The 20,426-nt window shown below is 69.8% G+C and carries 14 protein-coding genes and 2 pseudogenes; 3 read left to right on the top strand and 13 right to left on the bottom strand.

All coding sequences use genetic code 11. The features are described 5' to 3' along the window. Positions 1–5: 5 nt before the first annotated feature. Both AC5P1C_RS23095 and AC5P1C_RS23090 read right to left on the bottom strand, forming a co-directional pair. Positions 6–1,649 carry an ABC-F family ATP-binding cassette domain-containing protein gene (locus AC5P1C_RS23095; RefSeq protein WP_493867799.1) on the bottom strand — a complete coding sequence of 548 codons (1,644 nt, stop codon included), beginning with the start codon at positions 1,647–1,649 and terminating at the stop codon, positions 6–8. A 73-nt stretch (positions 1,650–1,722) separates the two neighbouring features. Next, the gene (locus tag AC5P1C_RS23090) at positions 1,723–2,754 is read right to left on the bottom strand and encodes an oxidoreductase (protein WP_493867798.1); all 1,032 of its coding nucleotides are present in this window, start codon (positions 2,752–2,754) and stop codon (positions 1,723–1,725) included. Positions 2,755–2,820: 66 nt separating this feature from the next. Here AC5P1C_RS23090 and AC5P1C_RS23085 point away from each other — a divergent pair. Then, a pseudogene (locus AC5P1C_RS23085) lies at positions 2,821–3,367 on the top strand (FAD-dependent oxidoreductase). 13 nt (positions 3,368–3,380) lie between these two features. On the opposite strand, the gene AC5P1C_RS23080 reads toward AC5P1C_RS23085, so the two are convergent. The 3 genes from AC5P1C_RS23080 to AC5P1C_RS23070 form a co-directional block, all read right to left on the bottom strand. Next, positions 3,381–5,045 (bottom strand): BCCT family transporter, encoded by a 1,665-nt coding sequence (locus AC5P1C_RS23080; RefSeq protein WP_493867797.1) that lies wholly within the window; start codon positions 5,043–5,045, stop codon positions 3,381–3,383. Between the two features lie 133 nt (positions 5,046–5,178). After that, complete coding sequence (locus tag AC5P1C_RS23075) at positions 5,179–6,477, bottom strand: M14 family metallopeptidase (protein WP_493867796.1); 1,299 nt, start codon at positions 6,475–6,477, stop codon at positions 5,179–5,181. Further along, positions 6,474–8,432 (bottom strand): Xaa-Pro dipeptidyl-peptidase, encoded by a 1,959-nt coding sequence (locus tag AC5P1C_RS23070; protein WP_493867795.1) that lies wholly within the window; start codon positions 8,430–8,432, stop codon positions 6,474–6,476. Before AC5P1C_RS23070 ends, AC5P1C_RS23075 begins: the two co-directional genes overlap by 4 nt. A gap of 204 nt (positions 8,433–8,636) precedes the next feature. Between AC5P1C_RS23070 and AC5P1C_RS23065 the strand changes: the two genes are divergently transcribed. Next, the gene (locus tag AC5P1C_RS23065) at positions 8,637–10,133 is read left to right on the top strand and encodes a M1 family metallopeptidase (protein WP_493867794.1); all 1,497 of its coding nucleotides are present in this window, start codon (positions 8,637–8,639) and stop codon (positions 10,131–10,133) included. Between the two features lie 87 nt (positions 10,134–10,220). On the opposite strand, the gene AC5P1C_RS23060 is transcribed toward AC5P1C_RS23065, so the two are convergent. The 6 genes and pseudogenes from AC5P1C_RS23060 to AC5P1C_RS23035 all read right to left on the bottom strand — a co-directional run bounded on the left by AC5P1C_RS23060 (position 10,221) and on the right by AC5P1C_RS23035 (position 15,815). Beyond that, positions 10,221–11,111 (bottom strand): oxygenase MpaB family protein, encoded by an 891-nt coding sequence (locus AC5P1C_RS23060; protein ID WP_493867793.1) that lies wholly within the window; start codon positions 11,109–11,111, stop codon positions 10,221–10,223. Positions 11,112–11,225: 114 nt separating this feature from the next. Continuing rightward, the gene (locus AC5P1C_RS23055; RefSeq protein ID WP_493867792.1) at positions 11,226–11,501 is read right to left on the bottom strand and encodes an alpha/beta fold hydrolase; all 276 of its coding nucleotides are present in this window, start codon (positions 11,499–11,501) and stop codon (positions 11,226–11,228) included. Between the two features lie 80 nt (positions 11,502–11,581). Beyond that, positions 11,582–12,061: a F0F1 ATP synthase subunit B family protein gene (locus AC5P1C_RS23050; protein ID WP_493867791.1), complete on the bottom strand. Its 480-nt coding sequence runs from the start codon at positions 12,059–12,061 to the stop codon at positions 11,582–11,584. A 149-nt stretch (positions 12,062–12,210) separates the two neighbouring features. After that, positions 12,211–12,309 (bottom strand): annotated as a pseudogene (locus AC5P1C_RS23045) (Appr-1-p processing protein); the annotation flags it as partial. 54 nt (positions 12,310–12,363) lie between these two features. Continuing rightward, on the bottom strand, positions 12,364–13,821 hold the full coding sequence (locus AC5P1C_RS23040; protein ID WP_493867790.1) for an amino acid permease: 1,458 nt from the start codon (positions 13,819–13,821) through the stop codon (positions 12,364–12,366). 182 nt (positions 13,822–14,003) lie between these two features. After that, positions 14,004–15,815 (bottom strand): AMP-dependent synthetase/ligase, encoded by a 1,812-nt coding sequence (locus AC5P1C_RS23035; protein WP_493867789.1) that lies wholly within the window; start codon positions 15,813–15,815, stop codon positions 14,004–14,006. A gap of 138 nt (positions 15,816–15,953) precedes the next feature. On the opposite strand from AC5P1C_RS23035, the gene AC5P1C_RS23030 reads away from it, so the two are divergent. Then, on the top strand, positions 15,954–16,688 hold the full coding sequence (locus AC5P1C_RS23030; protein WP_493867834.1) for a MerR family transcriptional regulator: 735 nt from the start codon (positions 15,954–15,956) through the stop codon (positions 16,686–16,688). A gap of 22 nt (positions 16,689–16,710) precedes the next feature. Here the strand turns inward: AC5P1C_RS23030 and AC5P1C_RS23025 are convergent, their stop codons facing one another. Both AC5P1C_RS23025 and AC5P1C_RS23020 read right to left on the bottom strand, forming a co-directional pair. Then, positions 16,711–18,882 carry a 3-hydroxyacyl-CoA dehydrogenase NAD-binding domain-containing protein gene (locus AC5P1C_RS23025; RefSeq protein WP_493867788.1) on the bottom strand — a complete coding sequence of 724 codons (2,172 nt, stop codon included), beginning with the start codon at positions 18,880–18,882 and terminating at the stop codon, positions 16,711–16,713. A 283-nt stretch (positions 18,883–19,165) separates the two neighbouring features. Further along, positions 19,166–20,380: an acetyl-CoA C-acetyltransferase gene (locus AC5P1C_RS23020; RefSeq protein WP_344520522.1), complete on the bottom strand. Its 1,215-nt coding sequence runs from the start codon at positions 20,378–20,380 to the stop codon at positions 19,166–19,168. Positions 20,381–20,426: the final 46 nt, after the last annotated feature.

The following is a 20,426-nucleotide window of genomic DNA, read 5'->3' as shown; positions in this document are numbered from 1 at the left end:
GGAGGTCAGGGTGCCAGTTCGGTCACCTTGCCCTCCGTCACCTCCAGACGGCGCGTGACCCGCACCGCGTCCAGCATCCTGCGGTCGTGCGTCACCAGGAGCAGCGTGCCCTCGTACGCGTCGAGCGCCGACTCCAGCTGCTCGATCGCCGGCAGGTCGAGGTGGTTCGTCGGCTCGTCGAGGACCAGGAGGTTCACGCCCCGGCCCTGCAGCAGCGCGAGGCCCGCCCGGGTGCGCTCGCCCGGGGAGAGGGTGGCCGCTGGGCGCAGGACGTGGGCCGTCTTCAGGCCGAACTTGGCGAGCAGCGTGCGCACTTCGGCCGGTTCGGTGTCCGGCACGGCCGCGCAGAACGCGTCCAGGAGCGACTCCGGGCCGTGGAACAGGGCGCGCGCCTGGTCCACCTCGCCGACGAGCACCCCTGAGCCGAGCGCCGCGTGCCCCGCGTCGGTGGGGATGCGGGTCAGGAGGGTGCCGAGCAGGGTCGACTTGCCCGAGCCGTTCGCGCCGGTGATCGCCACCCGGTCCGCCCAGTCGATCTGCAGCGACACCGGGCCCAGCGTGAAGTGGCCGCGGTGCACCTCGGCGTCGCGCAGCGTGGCGACGACGCTGCCGGAGCGCGGCGCCGACGCGATCTCCATGTGGAGCTCCCACTCCTTGCGGGGCTCCTCGACCACGTCGAGCCGCTCGATCATGCGCTGCGTCTGGCGCGCCTTCGCGGCCTGCTTCTCGCTGGCCTCGCTGCGGAAGTTCCGGCCGATCTTGTCGTTGTCGCCCGCCTTGCGCCGGGCGTTCTTGACGCCCTTGTCCATCCAGCCCCGCTGCATCTGGGCGCGGCCCTCCAGGGCGGACTTCTTGTCGGCGTACTCGTCGAACTCGTCGCGGGCGTGGCGACGCGCGACCTCGCGCTCCTCCAGATACGCCTCGTAGCCGCCGCCGTAGAGGTTGATCTGCTGCTGTGCGAGGTCGAGTTCGAGGACCTTCGTGACGGTGCGGGTGAGGAACTCGCGGTCGTGGCTGACCACGACCGTCCCCGCGCGCAGTCCGCGTACGAAGCTCTCCAGGCGTTCGAGGCCCGCCAGGTCGAGGTCGTTGGTCGGCTCGTCCAGGAGGAACACGTCGTAGCGGGAGAGGAGCAGCGAGGCGAGGCCCGCGCGGGCGGCCTGGCCGCCGGAGAGGGAGGTCATGGGCTGGTCGAGGCTGATGTCGAGGCCCAGGGATGCGGCGACCTCCTCCGCCCGCTCGTCCAGGTCGGCGCCGCCGAGCGCCAGCCAGCGCTCCAGGCTGATCGCGTACGCGTCGTCCGCGCCCGGGGTTCCGTCGACCAGGCCCTGGGTGGCCTCGTCCATGGTCCGCTGGGCCTCGTCGACGCCGGTGCGGCGGGACAGGAAGCTGCGGATGGACTCGCCGGGGCGGCGCTCGGGCTCCTGGGGGAGGTGCCCCACGGAGGCGCCGGGCGGGGAGAGGCGGAGTTCGCCGGTCTCCGGGGTGTCCAGGCCCGCGAGGAGGCGGAGCAGGGTCGACTTGCCGGCGCCGTTGGCGCCGACCAGGCCGATGACGTCGCCGGGGGCGACGACCAGCTCCAGGCCGGAGAAGAGGGAGCGGTCGCCGTGGCCGGCGGCGAGGTTCTTGGCGACGAGGGTTGCGGTCATCAGGGGGTCGAGTTTAGGCGAGGACCCCTGGCCTGCTCGCCCGATAGTCACGAAAGGTGCAGACCGTGACGTTCTACCTCACTATCGGCGCCACCAGAACACTGTCCGTCGTCCGTGCCACCACGAACGACTCCCCCTTCGTCGCCTTCGCGTCCAGCGCGATGCGGTGCTCCCCCGGCTCAAGGACCCCGTCGAAGACCTCGTGGATCTGGGTGCGGGAGAGCCGGTCCAGGCGGTGCGCGATGAGCTGGACCCGGCAGGTCGAGGTGATCTCGACGTCCGCCGCGCCGTCCGCCGCCGCGAGCCGCGTCAGGCGGCGCCGCTCCAACGGACTGTCGTCCAGGGCATGTTCGATCTGCGCGACCAGGAGCGGGACGATCGGCGCCAGGCTGTCGACGTAAGCGACCTGGAGCCCCGCCCCCTCGAACGCGGCGCGCACCCCCTCGCGCGTCGCCGCGGGGACGGCCCGTCCGAAGGCCACCGCCCCGTACGTCCGCAGCTCGTCCGGCGGTACGCCCGCAGCGTCCGCCGCGATCTCGGCGCCGACACCGATCGTGCGCAGCGCCGCCGCGAGCTTGGCGAGGACGGCGACACGGGCGCCGATCAGGAGCACCCTGCGGCGCACCGTCGATTCGCCGCGGGCCAGCAACTGCCCCAGAGCGCCGCGGTATTCGGCGCCCTTGAAGCGGAAGGGCCCTATGCCGTGGTAGCCGTTGAGTTCCAGATCGGCCCGCTCGGCGGTCTGCCAGGCGAAGTCCCGCCATACGTAGGCGTCGGTGCCGTCCGTGGCGCGCTCGATGACCGCCGTGACCGCCCCGCACTCCAGGCCTTCGCACTCGGGACAGCCGTAGATGACGTGACGGTCGTCGAGCAGCGGCGCCTCCGTCTCCAGGAGGAGTCCGCGTACGTGGTGGGTGAAGATCGCGGGTGGTACGTCGGAGGCGAGCGGGGAGACGGCGTCGAGGTCGGAGAGCTGGAACAGCAGCGGGCGCCCGTTCACGATGAAGTCCACGAAATCGCGGTGGACTTGATAGTCACCGTTGGCGAGAACTCCACCGGCGCGCATGGCCGGTGCCAGAGCGAAGGTCGCGTACTCGGCAGACATGGTGTGAGTATCCCCACCTGGGCGGTGATGTGAGCACGGCATGACGCATTCCGCCAAGTTCCCGGGATGGACGGGACGCATGGCGGCGATGTGATCGTGGTGGGCAGCGGTGTCATCGGCCTGACGACCGCCGTGCTCCTCGCCGAGCGCGGGCGCCGGGTGCGGGTGTGGGCGCGGGAGCCCGCCGAGCGGACGACCTCGGCCGTCGCGGGTGCGCTGTGGTGGCCCTATCGCATCGAACCGGCGGCACTGGTCGGCGGCTGGTCCCTGCAATCCCTCGTCACGTACGAGGAGTTGGCGAAGCGGCCGGCACAGACCGGCGTACGCATGGTCGATGGCGTACAAGGCGAGACCCGGCTGGACGACCTGGGCTCCTGGGCCGCTCAGGTGCCGGGGCTGCGGCCCCGAGCGCCTCGCGCGGGCGGGCGGGATGGTGGAGGCGCGCCGGGTGGGGCTGCGCCCCGTCCGCCCCTCGGTGCGGATCGAGCGTGAACCGCACGCCGGGGGCAGGGTGTTGGTGCACAACTACGGCCACGGGGGTGCCGGGGTCACCGTGGCCTGGGGATGCGCGCAGGAGGCGGCGCGCCTCGCGGACGAGGCGGCCGCCTCCTGAGAGCGGAGTGGACTCAGACCTTCGTGGCTCCGGTGTCCTCCTCCTCGTCGTTGTCGCTCGGGCCGATGCGGAGCTCGAAGTCACCGTCGTACTGCTCGTGGCCCGCGATCACGGCCTTCTCGACGGCCTCCGTGCCGTGCTCGCCCCGGACGATCAGCGCGTCGTGACGCAGGTCCCGCATGAGCGCCACACACATCCCGATCATCACGAGGGTGAAGGGCGCCGCCACCAGAATCGTCAGATTCCGTAGACCGGTGAGTGCGTCGCCGGAACCGTCACCGATGAGCAGCATGATCGCGGCGACGGCTCCCGTCGTCATGCCCCAGAAGATGACGACGAGCTTGCCCGGTTCGAGCGCGCCCTTCTGCGAGAGCGTGCCCATCACGATCGACGCAGCGTCGGCACCCGACACGAAGAAGATGCCCACGAGGATCATCACGAGCAGGCTCGTGACCGTGGCGATCGGGTACTCGTGCAGGAGGCCGAACAGCTGGGCCTCGGGCGTTGTCTCGCCCTCAAGACCGCCCCGGTCCTTGACCGTCATGGCGGAGCCGCCGAAGACGGCGAACCAGATCAGGCTGACCGTGCTGGGGACCAGGATGACGCCGCCGACGAACTGACGGATCGTACGTCCCCGGCTGATCCTGGCGATGAACATGCCCACGAAGGGCGTCCACGAGATCCACCAGGCCCAGTAGAAGACGGTCCAGCCGCTGAGCCAGTCGGCGACACCCTTGCCGCTGGAGGCCTCGGTGCGGCCCATCAGCTGCGGGAGCTGGTCGAGATAGGCGCCGAGCGAGGTCGGCAGCATGTCCAGCATGATGACCGTGGGGCCCGCGATGAAGACGAACAGCACCAGGAGACCCGCGAGCACCATGTTGATGTTGGACAGCCACTGGACGCCCTTCTCCACACCGGAGACGGCGGACGCCACGAAGGCCAGGCTCAGGATGGCGATGATGGCGACGAGCAGGCCCGTGCCCGCGTCGTCCATCCAGTCGAGCACCTCGACGCCACTGCCGATCTGCAGGGCGCCGAGACCGAGGGAAGCCGCCGAACCGAAGAGCGTGGCGAAGATGGCCAGGATGTCGATGACCCGACCCCAGGCGCCGTTCGCGTGCTTCTCGCCGATGAGTGGCGTGAACACAGCACTGATCGTCTGGCGCCGGTTGCGCCGGAAGGTGCTGTACGCGATCGCCAGGCCCACCACCGCGTAGATCGCCCAGGGATGGAGCGTCCAGTGGAAGAGCGTGGTGGCCATCGCCGTTTCCATGCCCGCCGCCGCATCCGCGGGATCGGTGCCCGGCGGAGGCGTGGTGAAGTGGGAAAGCGGCTCACTCACGCCGTAGAACATCAGGCCGATGCCCATGCCGGCGCTGAACATCATCGCGACCCAGGAAACGGTGCGGAACTCCGGCTCCTCCCCCTCCTTGCCGAGGGTGATCTTCCCGTATCGGCTGATGGCCAGCCAGAGGGCGAAGACCACGAAGGCACTGGCGGTCAGCATGAAGAACCAGCCGCCGTTGTGCATCAGGCCGTCGAGCATGTCCGTGGAAACGCTCTCCAGGGAATCCGTCGACACCGCGCCCCACACCACGAAGGCCAGGGTGAGTACCGCGGTCACGCCGAACACGATGCGGTCCGTCTGGGGATGACTGCCACCGTGAGCGGCAGCCATGATGTGAGGGTCCCCTCCCCCGCCGTCCGCTTTCTGTTGGTCTTGCGTCACTGGCACACCTCTCACGGTTAAGCATTCGTACAAACTCTGTGGTCCGCTACCCAGTACCACATGTGCCGCACCTATCAACCACTCAACAGTTGGTGTCGGGCGACCCTATGACGAGGTGATAAGACGCGCGCTCGTCGAGGAGCAACGGTACGAGGGATCGAGCGGATTGCCTCATCGGTACGTAGGCGCCCTTTCCGTCCCTCTTGACCTTGACTCCATGCAGGGCGAGTTCGTCCCTTATGTCGCCGTACTGGGTGGCGTCGAGCCGGTAGCCGCAGGGCGGGTCCTGGATCACTTCGGACGGCTCGGCGGGGTCGTTGTCCGCGCCGCCTACATAGACGGGCCCGCGGTCACGGAAGCCTTCGAGGCGGGCCGCACCGGTGGCCGCCTCCAGCTGGCCGCGCCGCTCGTCAGTGTAGGTGAACAGGCCGCCCAGCGCGGAGAGTTGGGACTGCACGCGGCGCCGGTTGTTCAGCGCCTCGTCCTTCTTCTCGGCGTCGGTGAGGGGGTCGACGCGGCTCTCGATGAGCAGGCCCGCAGCGTGCTTGATGCCGGAGACGTTGCGCAGGATGCGCTCCTGGCCGTCGCCCGCCGTCTGCTTGATGGGTTCACCGGTCACGGGATCGGTCCAGATTCCGTACGTTCCCGTCGTGTATCCGGACTTGTTGGCGGCCGGCCTGACATACGCCTCGGACAGGGTCTTCGCCTCGCCGTGCACCGCCTCGTCCGTGTTGAGGTTGCGCGGCCAGAGGTCGAAGAGGTCCTTGTCGTAGTACTTCGGAGTTGCTCCGTACTCGTGCAGGTCGTAGATGGAGTCGGGCTGCCGGTCACGGATGATGGCGGCCATCGCGCGGCCCTCCGCCGTCTGCAGGGAGATGTGGTCGCGGTTGATGTCGACGCCGTCGGAGTTGCCGCGGGTGTCGGCGGCGCGGCCGTCCGGGTTGGCGGTGGGGACGACGAGGAGCGTGGTGCGGGAGAGAAACTTCCGGGTCTTCTTGTCCTTCGCGTACGCCAGGTCGCGGATCGTCGACAGACACGCCTCGCGGCCCGACGGCTCGTCGCCGTGCTGGCTGCAGATCAGCAACACCGTGTTCTTCGAGGGGCGTTCACCGATGCGGACCAGCTGGACGGGCCGGTCCTGCTTGGTGGTGCCGATGCGGGACACCGAGACCCGGTCGCTCGCCTTGTCGACGGCGGCGAGCAGCTTCTGCTCCTCGGGCTGACTGGTCCAGCGCGCGCCGTTGCTCTCCTCGAACCCGGTGCGGGGCGGGGTCGGCGTCGCCTGCGCCGGCGCGGTCAGGAGCGGTGCGGCGAGCGCGGCGGTGGCGCAGGCGAGCGCCACGGTGCGGATGCGGGGCGTGAGGCCGGTGCGGGGTCTCATGAAGTGCTGCCTCCAGGTACGGGGCGGAACGGACGCGGCGGGGCCACGCCGTCGAGACGGGACTCGCGGGGGGTGACGGTCTCGGAGGTGCGGAACGCGTCGGCGCCGCCCACCAGCGGTACCTTCGCCGACGTGCGGGACAGGTCGATGGCGAGCGTCGGGGTGTCGGCGGGAGGATCGATGAGGTCCTTGTCGGTGCCCGCGACGATCAGCGCGAGACGGTGGCCCTTCGGCACGACGTGGTCGCTCGCCGCCAGGTCGAGGGTGATGGTGTGCTTCTTGCCGGGCGTGAGGGGGCGGCCCTTGTGCTCGTCGGCCCAGTTGCCGAGGTCGGCCCAGCCGCGGCTGAAGATCGTGTAGTCGACGTCGGCGGTCTTGGCCGCGGTCTCCTTGAAGCAGGAGCTGTCGCCGCCGGTGCTCGGGCCCCAGCAGGTGCGTTCGGGGAGCGTGGTGATGCCCTCGCCCGCGCTCGCGTAGTCGCGGATGGTGTCGGGGCCGAGGTCGACGAGGACCGCGGAGAGATGGGCGGTGCGGGTCGTCGGGGTCGCGGTGACGGTCACCTCGGAGGAGCCGGACAGGCGCAGGTCGCGGCCGAGGGGCCGGCTGATGAACCCGGCCTTCGAGGGGGTCGACGTGTCGATCTGCGCGGCCCAGTCGGTCTCGCTCAGCTTCGGGTCGTCGGTGAAGGTCTCACTGCCCTTGCCGGGGCGCGTGCCGAGGGTGCCGACGCCGGGTGAAGTCCCCTTGCCGGGGCGGAGCTTCACCGTGTCCGTGGCTCGCGGGGGCCAGACGCGGTCGGTGGACCACTGGTCGGGGGCGCGCTCGATGTCGGCCATCGGCTCACGGTCGATGCCGTTGTCGTAGCCGAGGAGTTCGTGGTCGAACCAGCGGTGCAGGGTGCGCACCCACTCACCGCGGCGGAAGTCGAAGGGGTCGACGTGGCCGGTCTGGCTGAGCCACACCTTGCGGTCGACGCCCGCGTCGGCGAGGGCGTCCCACCACTGGCCGAAGTGCTTCATCCGGACGTTCAGGTCCTGCATGCCGTGTACGGCGAAGACGCTGGCCTTCACCTTGTCGGCGTCCGGGACGTGGTCGCGCTCGCTCCACAGCCGGGTCCAGTCGCCGGTGCGGGGCGCTTCGTCGATCAGCCGCTGCTGTACGGCGCCGCAGCGGGCCCGCGCCTCGGGGCTCTCCACGTAGTCCGACAGCCACTCCGGGCCGCTGTCGTAGAGCGGGGCGCCCTTGGCGAAGTAGTAGTCGTACCAGGAGGAGATCGCGCCGATCGGCACGATGGTCTTGAGACCTCGCACTCCAGTGGCGGCCACGCCCTGCGCGACGGTGCCGTCGTAGCTCTTGCCGATCATGCCGGTGGCGCCGTTCGACCAGGACGCCTTGGCGCTCTTGTCCCCGGTGCGGGTGGTGTAGCCGCGGGCCCGGCCGTTCAGCCAGTCGACGACGGCCTTGGCCGACTGGACGTCGGAGCGGCCACCGACGTCCACACAGCCGTCGGAGCGGTTGGTCCCCGCGAGGTCGACGGCGACGAAGCCATAGCCGCGGGGCACGAAGTAGTTGTCGTAATAGAGCGGGAACTGGACGGGATCGCCGTCCGCGTCGTACGTCTTCTTCTGGCTCTCGTTGCCGCGCCCGCAGCAGGAGTAGTACGGGCTGGCATCCATGATCACGGGGATCTTCCGGCCTTGTTGGGCCGGTTCGCGGGGCCGGACGATGTCGACGGCGACACGGTCGGACTTCCCGTCGTCATCCCCGTCGATCTTCGTGTCGACCCAGACGGATTCGCGGACCGCGCCCTCGTACGAGTAGACGGGCTTGCTCTCCCGCGGGGCGGGCGCCCCTTGGGCGGCGCTCGGGGCCACGAGTGTGGCGAGGAGGGCGGCGAGAGCCGCCGTCACCAGTGATCTCCGGATCAAGCGTGTGCGGCGCGCACGTATCGGCATGGCGCGGAAGGTACACCGGTCAACTCCCGCGCGACAGAGGGCGGTACGCGTCGATGACAGGCTCGTGGGGCGTTTTGGCACATGTCGGCCGAATGGCGATCGTGTGACAGCAGCGACCATGGACATGACGCGTGGCCACGGGGCTCAATAAGGTCGGACGCATCTACTGAAGTGCCCCTACGACTTGTACGACTTGGAGCTCCTGTGCACCGCAGACTCATCGCGCCGGGCGCGCTCGCGGCCTCTCTCCTGCTGGCGATCCCGGCATCGGCGGCCGACTTCACGCCCGGGGCGCCGGGTATCGGCGATCCCTATTACCCGGCGAGCGGCAACGGCGGCTACGACGTCTCGCACTACGACCTGCGGCTGAAGTACCAGCCGAAGACCGACCTGCTCGAAGGCACGGCGACCATCAACGCCACGACGACGCAGGACCTCTCCCGCTTCAACCTCGACCTCGGCCTGAGGGTCAGCGAGGTGCGCGTCAACGGCAAGAAGGCGGCGTTCAAGAAGTCCGGCGAGCAGGAGCTGGAGATCACTCCGGCGGCCGGCCTGCCCAAGGGCACGCCGATCACGGTGGTCGTCCGCTACGCGGGCAAGCCGTCCGAGGTGAAGATCAACGGCTACACGGCGTGGGCACGGACGCCCGACGGCGGAGTGGCGGCGCAGGAGCCGGAGTCGGCTGCCTGGTGGTACCCGTCCAACGACCACCCGCTCGACAAGGCGACGTACGACGTCTCGGTCTCCGTGCCGGACGGCTCGCAGGCCATCTCCAACGGCGTGCTGCAGTCGCAGAGTTCGCGGCTCGGCTGGACGCGCTTCAACTGGCGTTCCAACAAGCCGCAGGCCGGCTATCTGACGACGCTCGCCGTCGGCAAGTTCGACATCACGACGGACAAGACCGCGGACGGTCTGCCCGTCCTGAACGCCTACAGCAAGGACCTCGGCGACAACGCGGGGGCCGCGCGGGCGAGCATCGAGCGCTCCACCGAGGTCGCGGAGTGGCTGGAGGGGGTCTTCGGCAAGTACCCCTTCAACGCCCTGGGCGGGTACGTCCCGAACGTGACGAGCGGCTTCGCCCTGGAGACGCAGACGCGGCCGTTCTACAGCCCGCGGCAGTTCGCCAACGGCTCCAACGTGTCCGTCGTGGTCCATGAGCTTGCCCACCAGTGGTACGGCGACAGTGTCTCCGTCCACGGCTGGAAGGACATCTGGATCAACGAGGGCTTCGCGCGGTACAGCCAGTGGCTGTGGTCGGAGAAGGAGGGCGAGGGGACGGCACAGGAGCTTGCGGACTACGCGTACGCCCAGCACCCGGCCGACGACCCGTTCTGGAAGGTCAAGCCGGGTGACCCCGGCCCGGAGAACCAGTTCGACATCGCCGTGTACGACCGCGGGGCGCTGGCCCTGCAGGCGCTGCGGAACGAGGTCGGTGAGAGGTCCTTCTCGGCGATCTTGAAGGGGTGGCCGAAGGAGTACGCGTACGGGAACGCGAAGGTGGGTGACTTCGTGAAGTACGCGGAGAAGGTCTCCGGCAAGCCGCTGGCTTCCCTGTTCGACGCGTGGCTCTACCAGCCTTCACGGCCGGATGCTCCTGCTGCGCGGGACGCGGGGATCGCTCGGTCCTCGGCGGTCCCGGCTACGCCGAAGTCGTGGAAGTCCATTGCCGCGACGAACGGCGTGCACGACCACGGTCACTGACACGGAGCCGCCGCTACGGCGAATGTTTCCCGCCCACCCAGCCGATTTGCCCAGCGGCGAGCTGCTGTGCGAGGCGGGTGGGCAGGATCAGCCCGTCCGGCGTTTGAGGACGAGCTCGGCGGAGCCGGTGATTTTGTGGCGCGCCCGAGCCCTGCGAGCCATCGGCAGATACCGCAGGCGCTCCGGCAGGCGTGGGACAACTGTGCGCACGGCCTTGCCGAAGCGCCGCAGCCGCCGTTCCTGGATGTCCGTCCACGGCAGGCCGATGGCCGACCTCGCGTCCGGCGGCATCAGGCCGATCGTGATGAAGCGGCGGAAGCGGGCAAGCGGCGGCAGGAGCAGCGGCCACAGGGCGCGCAGCGCGATCCGCAGCGCGTAGGGCCCGCGGTCCGGTGGTGGGACGGGGCGGTCCGTGGCGACCAGGTCGCGGACCACCTCCGTCTCCTCCAGTTCGTCGGCGAGGATCTTCGCGTAGTACGGCCAGAACTCCTCGATCGTCTGCGGCATGTCCCGGTCGTGGATGCCGAGGACGCGCCCGACCTGGAGCCACTCCGCGTACAGCTGCCGCTCCTGGGACTCGGTGAAGGGGCGGCCCAGGTACTTCTGGGCGTGGTGGTAGACGGGGAAACCCGTGGCGTGCACCCACGCGTAGTAGGCGGGCGTCAGCGCGTGGTAGTCGCGGCCGTGCGCGTCCGTGCCCCGGATGTCCTTGTGCAGGGCGCGCAGCCTGCGGCCTTCGTCGGCCGCGCTCTCGCCGCCGTACACCCAGGTCTGCAGCGACCGCAGTGACCGCTCGCCGCGCCCCCACGGGTCGGTCCGGAACACGGAGTACGTGTCGACGCCCGCGCCCACGGCGGGGTGCGCGACCTGCATCGTGAGCGCGGCGGGCAGGGCGAGCAGGGCGCGGACGTCGCCCGCGATGTCCCACAGGACCCCGCCGGGCGGAGGCGGCTCGGGAGTCTGGCGGCGGCTGTGCATCACGCGGCTCCCCAGCGTCGGCGGGCCCGCCGGCCGGTGCCCGGTTTGTATGTGTTCCAGTATGCGACGGCCATGGTGAGCGCGATCCGCAGGGCGGCGGCACGAGGACCGCGATCAGGTCCTCGACCAGCGAGAACGGCGCGGTGGGGCGGGAGACCTGCCGTACCCCCGCGCGTCGTAGCGGATGACCCGGCGCCCCTCGGCCAGCCGTGGCAGGACTCCGTCCCAGACGCGGGAGTCCGCGACACCGGGGTGCAGCAGGACCAGCGGCGGCGCCTCACCCCCCGCGGCTCCCGAGCCACTCGCGCCGCCCAAGCCTCCCGCGCCGCCCAGTGCTCCCGAGTTCTCCGCCCAGGCCTCGCCGTCCTTGACCGGCACCATGAGTTCCATGGCGCGAGCCTGCCGCGACGCCACCCGGGGCGCCGGGCCCGTGGGCCGCACGGCCCACGTCGAGCCGCGAAAACGTCCCCTCAGCGGCCGGAACCCGTCGCCGCCGCGACCGGCTCGCCCACGACCCTGCTCGCCAGCGCGGATGCCAACTCCGGTACCTGGACGCGCAGTTCGGCCTCCGCCGAGCTCCGCTCGGCCTCGATCGCGGCCTTCCCGCCCGTCAGCACCTCGTCGCGCTCGCGCACACCGTCCTCACGGGCGGCGGCGATCAGGACCGCGCCTTCCTCCCGCGCCCGCTGCCGCACCTGGGCGGCCTCGCGACGAGCCTCGGCCAGCGTCGCCTCGCGCTCGGCTCGTATCCGCTCGGCTTCGCGCCGCAGTTCTGCCGCCGGTCCGCCGGTGACTCCTTCGAGGAGCGTGGCGCGCTGCTCGAGTACGCCGTTGACGCGGAGGATCATGCGCCTGACGAAGACGTAGAGGGAACCGAACAGCACGGCTCCGACGGCGAGATGCTCGACTTCCGGGTTGATCGGCCCTAGCTGCATGGGAATGAGCTGCATGCAGCCGATCTACCCGCTCATCCGTGCACAACAACGCACATCAGTACGGGAGTTGAGTGAAGCGCGTCACGCCCACCCCTCCAGGGCCGCCCGCCGACCACCGCCGGCCCCGCTCAGTCCCCGAAGTCGTACACCGTCACCGCGATCCCGCCCCAGCCCCCGAGGTCGTTGCAGACATGGGCGATCAGTTTGACGCCCTTGCCGAACGGCGCGGTGGCGTCACCTCGGACATAAGTGATCTCCGACATGACGCCACCGTAGGCGCTGCCACTGACAAGTGGCCCTTGAGCTGCCCTGAGCTGCTACTTCGTGAGGCTTGCCGCCTCGCGGTCCACCCTGCGGCGAATCCCGTACCAGCCGGCGACCAGCGCCGCCGCGATGATCGGGATGAGGTAGAGCGTCTTGCGGCCGATCTCCGGGTCCTTCCACATCAGGACGAGCACGGAGAGCAGGAAGACGATCGTGACGATCTCCGTGACCGGGCTGCCCGGGAGGCGGAAGCTGGGCCGGCTGATCAGGCCTTCCTTGGCACGCCGGACGAACGCCAGGTGACAGATCATGATGATCACCCAGGTGCTGATGATGCCGAGGGACGCCACGTTCAGGACGATCTCGAAGGCCTGGCTCGGCATGAGGAAGTTCAGGCCGACACCGAGCACACAGACCCCGGAGGTGAGCAGGATGCCGCCGTAGGGGACCTGGCTCTTGTTCATCCTCGCGGTGAACTTCGGCGCCGAACCCGCCATCGCCATCGAGCGCAGGATGCGGCCCGTGGAGTACAGGCCCGAGTTCAGCGACGACAGCGCCGCCGTGAGGACGACCAGGTTCATCACGTCACCGGCCGCGGGGACACCGATCTTGGAGAGGACCGTCACGAACGGGCTCTCGTCCGCCGAGTACACCGATCCCGGAAGCAGCAGGGCGAGCAGGATGACCGAACCGACGTAGAAGAGGCCCACGCGCCACATGATCGAGTTCACCGCGCGCGGGACGACCTTCTGCGGCTCGGCGGTCTCGCCCGCCGCGACGCCGACCAGTTCGAGCGAGGCGTACGCGAAGACGACACCCTGCATGACGATCACGACCGGCATGATGCCGTTCGGCAGGAAGCCGCCGTTGTCGGTGATCACGCTCAGACCCGGCGTCTGGCCGCCCACGTCCTGCTGGGTGACCAGCAGGAAGATGCCGATCAGCATGAAGGCGATCAGGGCCGCGACCTTGACGATCGCGAACCAGAACTCCATCTCGCCGAAGTACTTCACCGAGATCATGTTGATCACGAGGACGACGGCGAGGGCGATCAGCGCGAGCACCCACTGGGGGATGTCGGTGAAGAAGCTCCAGTAGTGCGTGTAGAGGGCGATCGCGGTGATGTCGGCGATGCCGGTGGTCGACCAGTTGACGAAGTACATCCAGCCGGCGACGTAGGCGCCCTTCTCGCCGAGGAACTCACGCGCGTACGAGACGAACGAACCCGAGGACGGCCGGTAGATGACCATCTCGCCGAGGGCGCGTACGACGAAGAAGGCGAAGATGCCGCACACGAGGTAAGCGACGGCGAGCGCGGGGCCCGCGGAGTGCAGGCGGCCGCCCGCACCGAGAAAGAGTCCAGTTCCGATCGCGCCACCGATGGCGATCATGTTGACGTGACGGGCCTTGAGGTCCTTGCTGTAACCGGCATCGCCCGCGTCCGCGGGGGCCTGGGACGCATCTGTGCGGGATGCGTCCGCAGCGGCCGTGTCTACGGCTTCCTTGCTCACGTGGGGGGTCTACTCTCTGGTGCCCGGAAAACTCCGGTGTCCGGATGTGCTCCGGTCCACGACACTCCTGACGTGTGCGTGGACCGACGCGACACCTTCCCCCAGAGATCGCCCGACATGCGGTGGCGCACGTCACATAGCGGCACTTCTCACATGGTGGGCAGGGGGTGTACACCCAATGATCATTGGGTGTACAGGTCGTTGATGGCGTCCCCGTACTTCTCCCGGATGACCCTGCGGCGCAGCTTCAGGGACGGTGTCAGCTCCCCGGTCTCGGGGCCCCACTCCTCCCCGAGGAGCCGGTAGCGCTTGATCTGCTCGGTGCGGTTGAGGCGCGCGTTGGCCGCCTCTACGGCCCGCGCGACCTCCTCGCGCACGGTCTCGCTCGCCATCAGGTCGCCGGTAATCCCCCGGGCGGCGGCCCACACGGGGGCCATCTCGGTGTCCAGGACCAGCAGGGCCACCAGGTAGGAGCGGCCGTCGCCGTGGACGAGTGCCTGCCCGATGAGGGGGTGCTCCTTGAGTGTGTTCTCGACGAGCGCGGGCGAGACGTTCTTGCCCGTCGACGTCACGATCAGTTCCTTCTTGCGGTCGGTGAGCCAGAGGAAGCCGTCCTCGTCGATCCGCCCGACGTCGCCGGTGGCGAACCAGCCGTCCTCGTCGCAGGCCGACTCGACGCCACCATCGGCCAGGAGATAGCCGTCGAAGACCGTCGCGCCGCGCACCAGGATCTCGCCGTCGGCGTCCGTGCGGACCTCCAGGCCGTCCAGGGGCTTGCCCACCGAGCCGAGCCGGAAGGCGGCCGGGGTGTTGATGGTGACGACTCCGGTCGTCTCCGTCAGACCCCACGCGTCCATGATCACGACGTCGAAGCCCGCCCAGAAGCGCACGACGTCCAGCGGCATGGACGCCGCCGCGCTCGCGGTCCACACCAGGCGGTCGAACCCGGCGAGCGAGAGCAGCGGGTCGAGGACCTTCTCCTTGGCCTCGCGGTACGCCGTCTCCACGTCGGCCGGCGGGTCCTCGCCACGCTCGACGTACGCCACACGCGCGCGTGTCGCCTCGTTCGCCGCATCGATCGCCGCACGCTTCTCCTCCGGCAGCCCGGCGAGCACGGCCTTCACGGAGGTGGCCAGCTTCTCCCACACGCGCGGGACCCCGAAGAACTGCGCGGGGCGCAGCTCGCGCGCGGTCGCGGCGACGGCGGTCGGGTCGGCGCACAGGTGGACGTGTGCGGCGCGGAACACCGGCAGGTAGATGCCCAGCATGCGCTCGGCGACGTGCGCGAACGGGAGGTAGCTGATGTGCTCGACGAAGTCGGGGAGCTCGACGACGGCGTCCAGGGCGACGGCGTTGAGGACGACGTTGCGGTGCGTGATGCGGACGCCCTTGGGGTCGCCGGTGGTGCCCGAGGTGTAGACGACGGTCAGCGGGTCCTCGGCCCGTGACTCGCGCCAGCCCTTCTCGAAGGCGTCCGGGTCGAACAGGCGGCCTCCGGTGGCGTGCAGGGAGCCGTACGTGCGATGCGGGCCCGCGTCGGCCGCCTCGACGACCACCAGGCGCTCCAGGGGCGCTGTCTCGTCGATCAGGAGCGGCTCCCAGCGGGCCAGCTCGTGGGCGCCCTCGACGATCGCGAAGCGGGCCCGGCTGTGGCGGGCGATGTGCGCGATCTGTTCGGGGGCCGACGTGCCGTACACGGTGATGGGCACCGCGCCCAGGTGCACGAGGGCGAGATCGCTCAGCCAGTGTTCGGGGCGGTTGCCCATCATCATGAGGACGTGCTCGCCGCGCCGCACGCCGAGCGCCGCGTACCCGGCGGCGAGGACCGCGACCTTGCGGCGCGCTTCGCGCCAGGTCAGTGTCGTCCACTCCCCTTCGGGGGTGGTGCGCCAGGAGAGTGCGGGGCGGTCGCCGTGGTCCTCGGTGTTGCGGAGAAGCAGGGCGGGAAGCGTGACGTCGGTGGGTTCCCCCGGGAGTCGCAGGATCGTGGTCATGACCGCCTCCTGGCGTCATCGACGAAGCAAGTGACTGGGCCGGACGCTTTCACAACAGTGGTGAGACAGCAATACTGTTGCACCTGATCGGTGCACAACACCGGTGCACGACTGGGGAGGCGAACCGCTGCCATGACGATGACGACGACGTCGGACACCGACGAGCCGACGCTCACGGTCGACGAACTGGCCGCACGCGCGGGTGTCACCGTCCGCACGATCCGCTTCTACAGCACCAAGGGCCTCCTGCCGCCACCCGTGATCGGGCCGCGCCGGGTCGGTCACTACGGCCAGGAGCATCTGTCCCGGCTCGGGCTCATCGAGGAGTTGCAGCACCAGGGCATGACACTGGCCGCGATCGAGCGGTACCTGGAACAGCTGCCACCCGATCTGAGCGCCCACGACCTCGCCATCCACCGTGCGGTGGTGGCCTCTTGGGCCCCGGACTCGGCCGAGGACACCGACCACGCGGAGCTGGAGCGCAGGGCGGGCCGGTCGCTGGCCGCCGCCGATCTGGACCGGCTCTCGGCGATGGGGGTCGTCGCTCCGGCGGGCCCTCCGGGGGCGTATCGCGTCGACCCGGGGCTGCTGCGCCTGGGTGTGGAACTGCTGGACGTACCCATAGCGCACGAGACGATCCTGGCGGCGCGCACGGTCCTGATGGAGCACACCCGCTCGGCCGCCGTCGAGCTGTCGCGGCTCTTCCGCGACGAGGTGTGGGGCCCCTACAGGGAGCGGGAGTCGGACCCGGAGCACGTGGCGGCGATGCGGTCCCTGTCGGCCCATATGCAGCCGATGGTGGTGCAGGCCCTGGTGACGGCGTTCCAGCGCTCCCTCAAGGAAGAACTGCGGGAGTGGCTCAACGACGGCTGAGCCACTCCCTGGGGCGACGGGTTCAGCTGTCGCTGAACTTCTCGCCGCTCGAAGCCTTCTCGACGAGCAGCACGGGCGGCGTGAACCGCTCTCCGTAGCGGTCGGCCAACTCACGCGCGCGTGCCACGAATCCGGGCAGGCCGCCTTCGTAGCCGTTGATGTACTGGAGCACGCCGCCGGTCCAGCCGGGGAAGCCGATGCCGAAGATGGAGCCGATGTTGGCGTCCGCGACGGACGTCAGGACGCCCTCCTCCACCAGGCGCACGGTGTCGAGCGCCTCGGAGAACAGCATGCGCTCCTGCATGTCCTCGAACGGGATCTGCGTGCCCGGCTTGGTGAAGTGCTCGCGCAGGCCCGGCCAGAGACCGGCGCGCTTGCCGTCCACGTAGTCGTAGAAGCCGGCTCCCCCGCTCCGGCCGGGGCGCTCGAACTCGTCGATCATGCGGTCGATGACGGAGTCAGACGGGTGCCCGGCCCAGGTGCCGCCGGCCTCCTCGACGGCGCGCTTCGTCTCGCCCCGGATCTTGCGCGGCAGGGTGAGGGTCAGCTCGTCCATCAGGGAGAGGACCTTCGCCGGGTAGCCCGCCTGGGCCGCGGCCTGCTCGATCGACGCGGGCTCGATGCCCTCGCCGACCATCGCGACGCCCTCGTTGATGAAGTGCCCGATCACGCGCGACGTGAAGAAGCCACGCGAGTCGTTGACGACGATCGGCGTCTTGTTGATCTGGCGTACGAGGTCGAAGGCGCGGGCGAGCGCCTCGTCCCCGGTCCGCTCGCCCTTGATGATCTCGACGAGCGGCATCTTGTCGACGGGCGAGAAGAAGTGCAGGCCGATGAAGTCGACGGGCCTCGTGACGCCCTCGGCGAGCTGGGTGATCGGCAGCGTCGAGGTGTTGGAGCAGAGCAGCGCGTCCGGCTCGATGACGTCCTGGATCTCCTGGAACACCTTGTGCTTGAGCGAGGTGTCCTCGAAGACGGCCTCGATCACGGCGTCACAGCCCGCCAGGTCCTGCGGGTCTGCGGTCGGCGTGATGAGGGCGAGCAGCGCGTCGGCCTTCTCCTGGGTCGTACGCCCCCGCTGCACCGCCTTGGCGCACAGCTTCTCCGAGTAGGCCTTGCCCTTGGCGGCGGCCTCGGCGGAGACGTCCTTCAGGACGACCTCGATGCCCGCGCGGGCGCACGAGTAGGCGATGCCCGCGCCCATCATCCCGGCACCCAGGACGGCGGCCTTGCGGACCTGGCGCGGCTCGATGCCCTTGGGCCGGTTGGCACCGGAGTTGACGGCCTGGAGGTCGAAGAAGAACGCCTGGATCATGTTCTTCGCGGTCTGGCCCGTGACCAGCTCGGTGAAGTACCGCGCCTCGATGGTCAGCGCGGTCTCGAAGTCGACCTGCGAGCCCTCCACGGCGGCGGCGAGGATGTTCCGCGGGGCCGGGTAGGGGGCGCCGTTGATCTGCTTCTTCAGGTTGGCCGGGAACGCGGGCAGGTTCGCGGCGAACTTCGGGTTGGCCGGGGTGCCGCCGGGGATGCGGTAGCCCGGCTTGTCCCAGGGCTGCGCCGACTCGGGGTTGGCGTCGATGAAGGCGCGGGCCTTCTCGATCATCTCCTCGCGGGTGGCGGCCACTTCGTGGACGAGGCCGTTCTCCAGGGCGCGCTTCGGGGAGTACTGGGTGCCCTGGAGGAGCACCTTGAGGAGCGCGTCCGCGATGCCCATGAGACGTACGGTGCGGGTCACGCCGCCGCCCGCCGGGAGCAGGCCGAGGGTGACCTCGGGCAGGCCGATCTTGGAGCCGGGCGCGTCGAGCGCGACGCGGTGGTGGCTGGCGAGGGCGATCTCGTAACCGCCGCCCAGGGCCGCGCCGTTGAGGGCGGCCACGACGGGCTTGCCCAGGGTCTCGATGCGGCGCAGGGAGCCCTTGATGGCGACGCCCGCGTCGAACGCGTCCTGCGCGTTCTCGGGCCCTGCCTGCATCATGTCCTTCAGGTCACCGCCCGCGAAGAAGGTCTTCTTGGCGGAGGTGTAGATGATGCCGCGGATGGAGTCCTTCTCGGCCTCCGCGCGGTCGGCGATGGCCGCGATGGAGTCCTTGAACGCCTGGTTCATGGTGTTCGCGGACTGGTTGGGGTCGTCGAGGACGAGGGTGAGGATGCCGGTGGCGTCCATTTCCCAGCGGATGGTGGTGCTTTCGGTCATGGTCTTGTCTCCGTGAAGTCTTGGCGGGAGCGGTGGGCGACTACGGGGGTGGGTGGTGCCGTTTCGTTGCCGACTTGCGGTCGGTGGGGGCTGGTCGCGCAGTTCCCCGCGCCCCTGGAGATGCGCACTGCGTGCGCCATCTCCAGGGCGCGCGCGTATCGGGAAGGCTGCGCGCAGCGCATGCCTTCAGGGGCGCGGGGCTGCGACATATGCGGCTCCGCCGCGTGGGCGCGAGCAACCACGGCGCACCCGCGGTCGGCGACGCTCCCCGGCCCCAGCGGCGCTACACCCGCTCCACGATCGTGGCGATACCCATTCCGCCGCCCACGCACAACGTGGCGAGCCCGTACCGCAGGTCGCGCCGTTCCAGTTCGTCCACCAGCGTGCCCAGGATCATCGCCCCGGTCGCGCCCAGCGGATGCCCCAACGCGATCGCGCCGCCGTTGACGTTGACCTTGTCCAGGGACAGGCCCATGTCCTTCACGAACCGCAGCACGACCGCCGCGAACGCTTCGTTGATCTCGACGAGGTCGATGTCGTCGATGGTCAGACCCGCCTTGGCCAGCGCCTTGCGCGCGGCCGGGGCAGGACCGGTGAGCATGATCGTCGGCTCCGAGCCGGAGACCGCCGCGGAGACGATCCGCGCGCGCGGCGCAAGACCGTACCGCTCGCCGACCTCCTTGGTGCCGATGGCCACGAGGGCGGCGCCGTCCACGATGCCGGAGGAGTTGCCCGCGTGATGGACGTGGTCGATCTTCTCGACCCAGTGGTACTTCTGCAGCGCGACCGCGTCGAAGCCACCGAGGTCGCCGATGTCCTTGAAGGACGGCTTCAGCTTGGCGAGCGAGTCCGCGGTGGTGCCCGGCCGCATGTACTCGTCGTGGTCGAGGACGACCAGACCGCTGCGGTCCTTGACCGGCACGACGGACTTCTCGAAGCGGTTGTCCTTCCACGCGGCAGCCGCGCGCTCCTGGGACAGGGCGGCGTACTCGTCCACGTCACGCCGGGAGTAGCCCTCGACGGTCGCGATGAGGTCGGCGCCGATGCCCTGCGGAACGAAGCCCGTCTCGTAGTTGGTCATCGGGTCGGCGAACCAGGCGCCGCCGTCCGAGGCCATAGGGACGCGCGACATCGACTCGACACCGCCCGCGAGGACGAGGTCCTCCCAGCCCGAACGCACCTTCATCGCGGCCATGTTGACCGCTTCGAGGCCCGAGGCGCAGAAGCGGTTCTCCTGGACGCCGGCGACGGTGTCGGGAAGACCTGCGGCGATCGCCGCGATGCGCGCGATGTCGGAGCCCTGGTCGCCGACCGGGCCCACGACACCGAGGACGATGTCGTCGACGGCCGCCGGGTCCAGGTCGGGGAACCGCGCCCGGATCTCGTGGATCAGGCCGACGACGAGGTCGATCGGCTTGGTGCCGTGCAGGGCGCCATTGGCCTTGCCGCGACCGCGCGGGGTGCGGATCGCGTCGTATACGTACGCTTCGGTGGTCAAGACAGCAGCCTTTCGCGAAGAACTGTGCAGATGAGGGGTCGGTCGG

It is taken from the genome of Streptomyces sp. A18, from assembly GCF_059026065.1.
This window is presented reverse-complemented; position numbering and strand designations above follow the sequence as displayed.

What these genes read in the sequence shown, in the direction of transcription:
- AC5P1C_RS23075 (WP_493867796.1), bottom strand. Translation starts at nt 6,477, where the DNA reads ATGAGACCCCGCACCGGCCTCACGCCCCGCATCCGCACCGTGGCGCTC.
- AC5P1C_RS23025 (WP_493867788.1), bottom strand. Translation starts at nt 18,882, where the DNA reads ATGACCGAAAGCACCACCATCCGCTGGGAAATGGACGCCACCGGCATC.
- AC5P1C_RS23035 (WP_493867789.1), bottom strand. Translation starts at nt 15,815, where the DNA reads ATGACCACGATCCTGCGACTCCCGGGGGAACCCACCGACGTCACGCTT.
- AC5P1C_RS23070 (WP_493867795.1), bottom strand. Translation starts at nt 8,432, where the DNA reads ATGCCGATACGTGCGCGCCGCACACGCTTGATCCGGAGATCACTGGTG.
- AC5P1C_RS23090 (WP_493867798.1), bottom strand. Translation starts at nt 2,754, where the DNA reads ATGTCTGCCGAGTACGCGACCTTCGCTCTGGCACCGGCCATGCGCGCC.
- AC5P1C_RS23095 (WP_493867799.1), bottom strand. Translation starts at nt 1,649, where the DNA reads ATGACCGCAACCCTCGTCGCCAAGAACCTCGCCGCCGGCCACGGCGAC.
- AC5P1C_RS23060 (WP_493867793.1), bottom strand. Translation starts at nt 11,111, where the DNA reads ATGCACAGCCGCCGCCAGACTCCCGAGCCGCCTCCGCCCGGCGGGGTC.
- AC5P1C_RS23050 (WP_493867791.1), bottom strand. Translation starts at nt 12,061, where the DNA reads ATGCAGCTCATTCCCATGCAGCTAGGGCCGATCAACCCGGAAGTCGAG.
- AC5P1C_RS23055 (WP_493867792.1), bottom strand. Translation starts at nt 11,501, where the DNA reads ATGGAACTCATGGTGCCGGTCAAGGACGGCGAGGCCTGGGCGGAGAAC.
- AC5P1C_RS23030 (WP_493867834.1), top strand. Translation starts at nt 15,954, where the DNA reads ATGACGACGACGTCGGACACCGACGAGCCGACGCTCACGGTCGACGAA.
- AC5P1C_RS23080 (WP_493867797.1), bottom strand. Translation starts at nt 5,045, where the DNA reads ATGGCTGCCGCTCACGGTGGCAGTCATCCCCAGACGGACCGCATCGTG.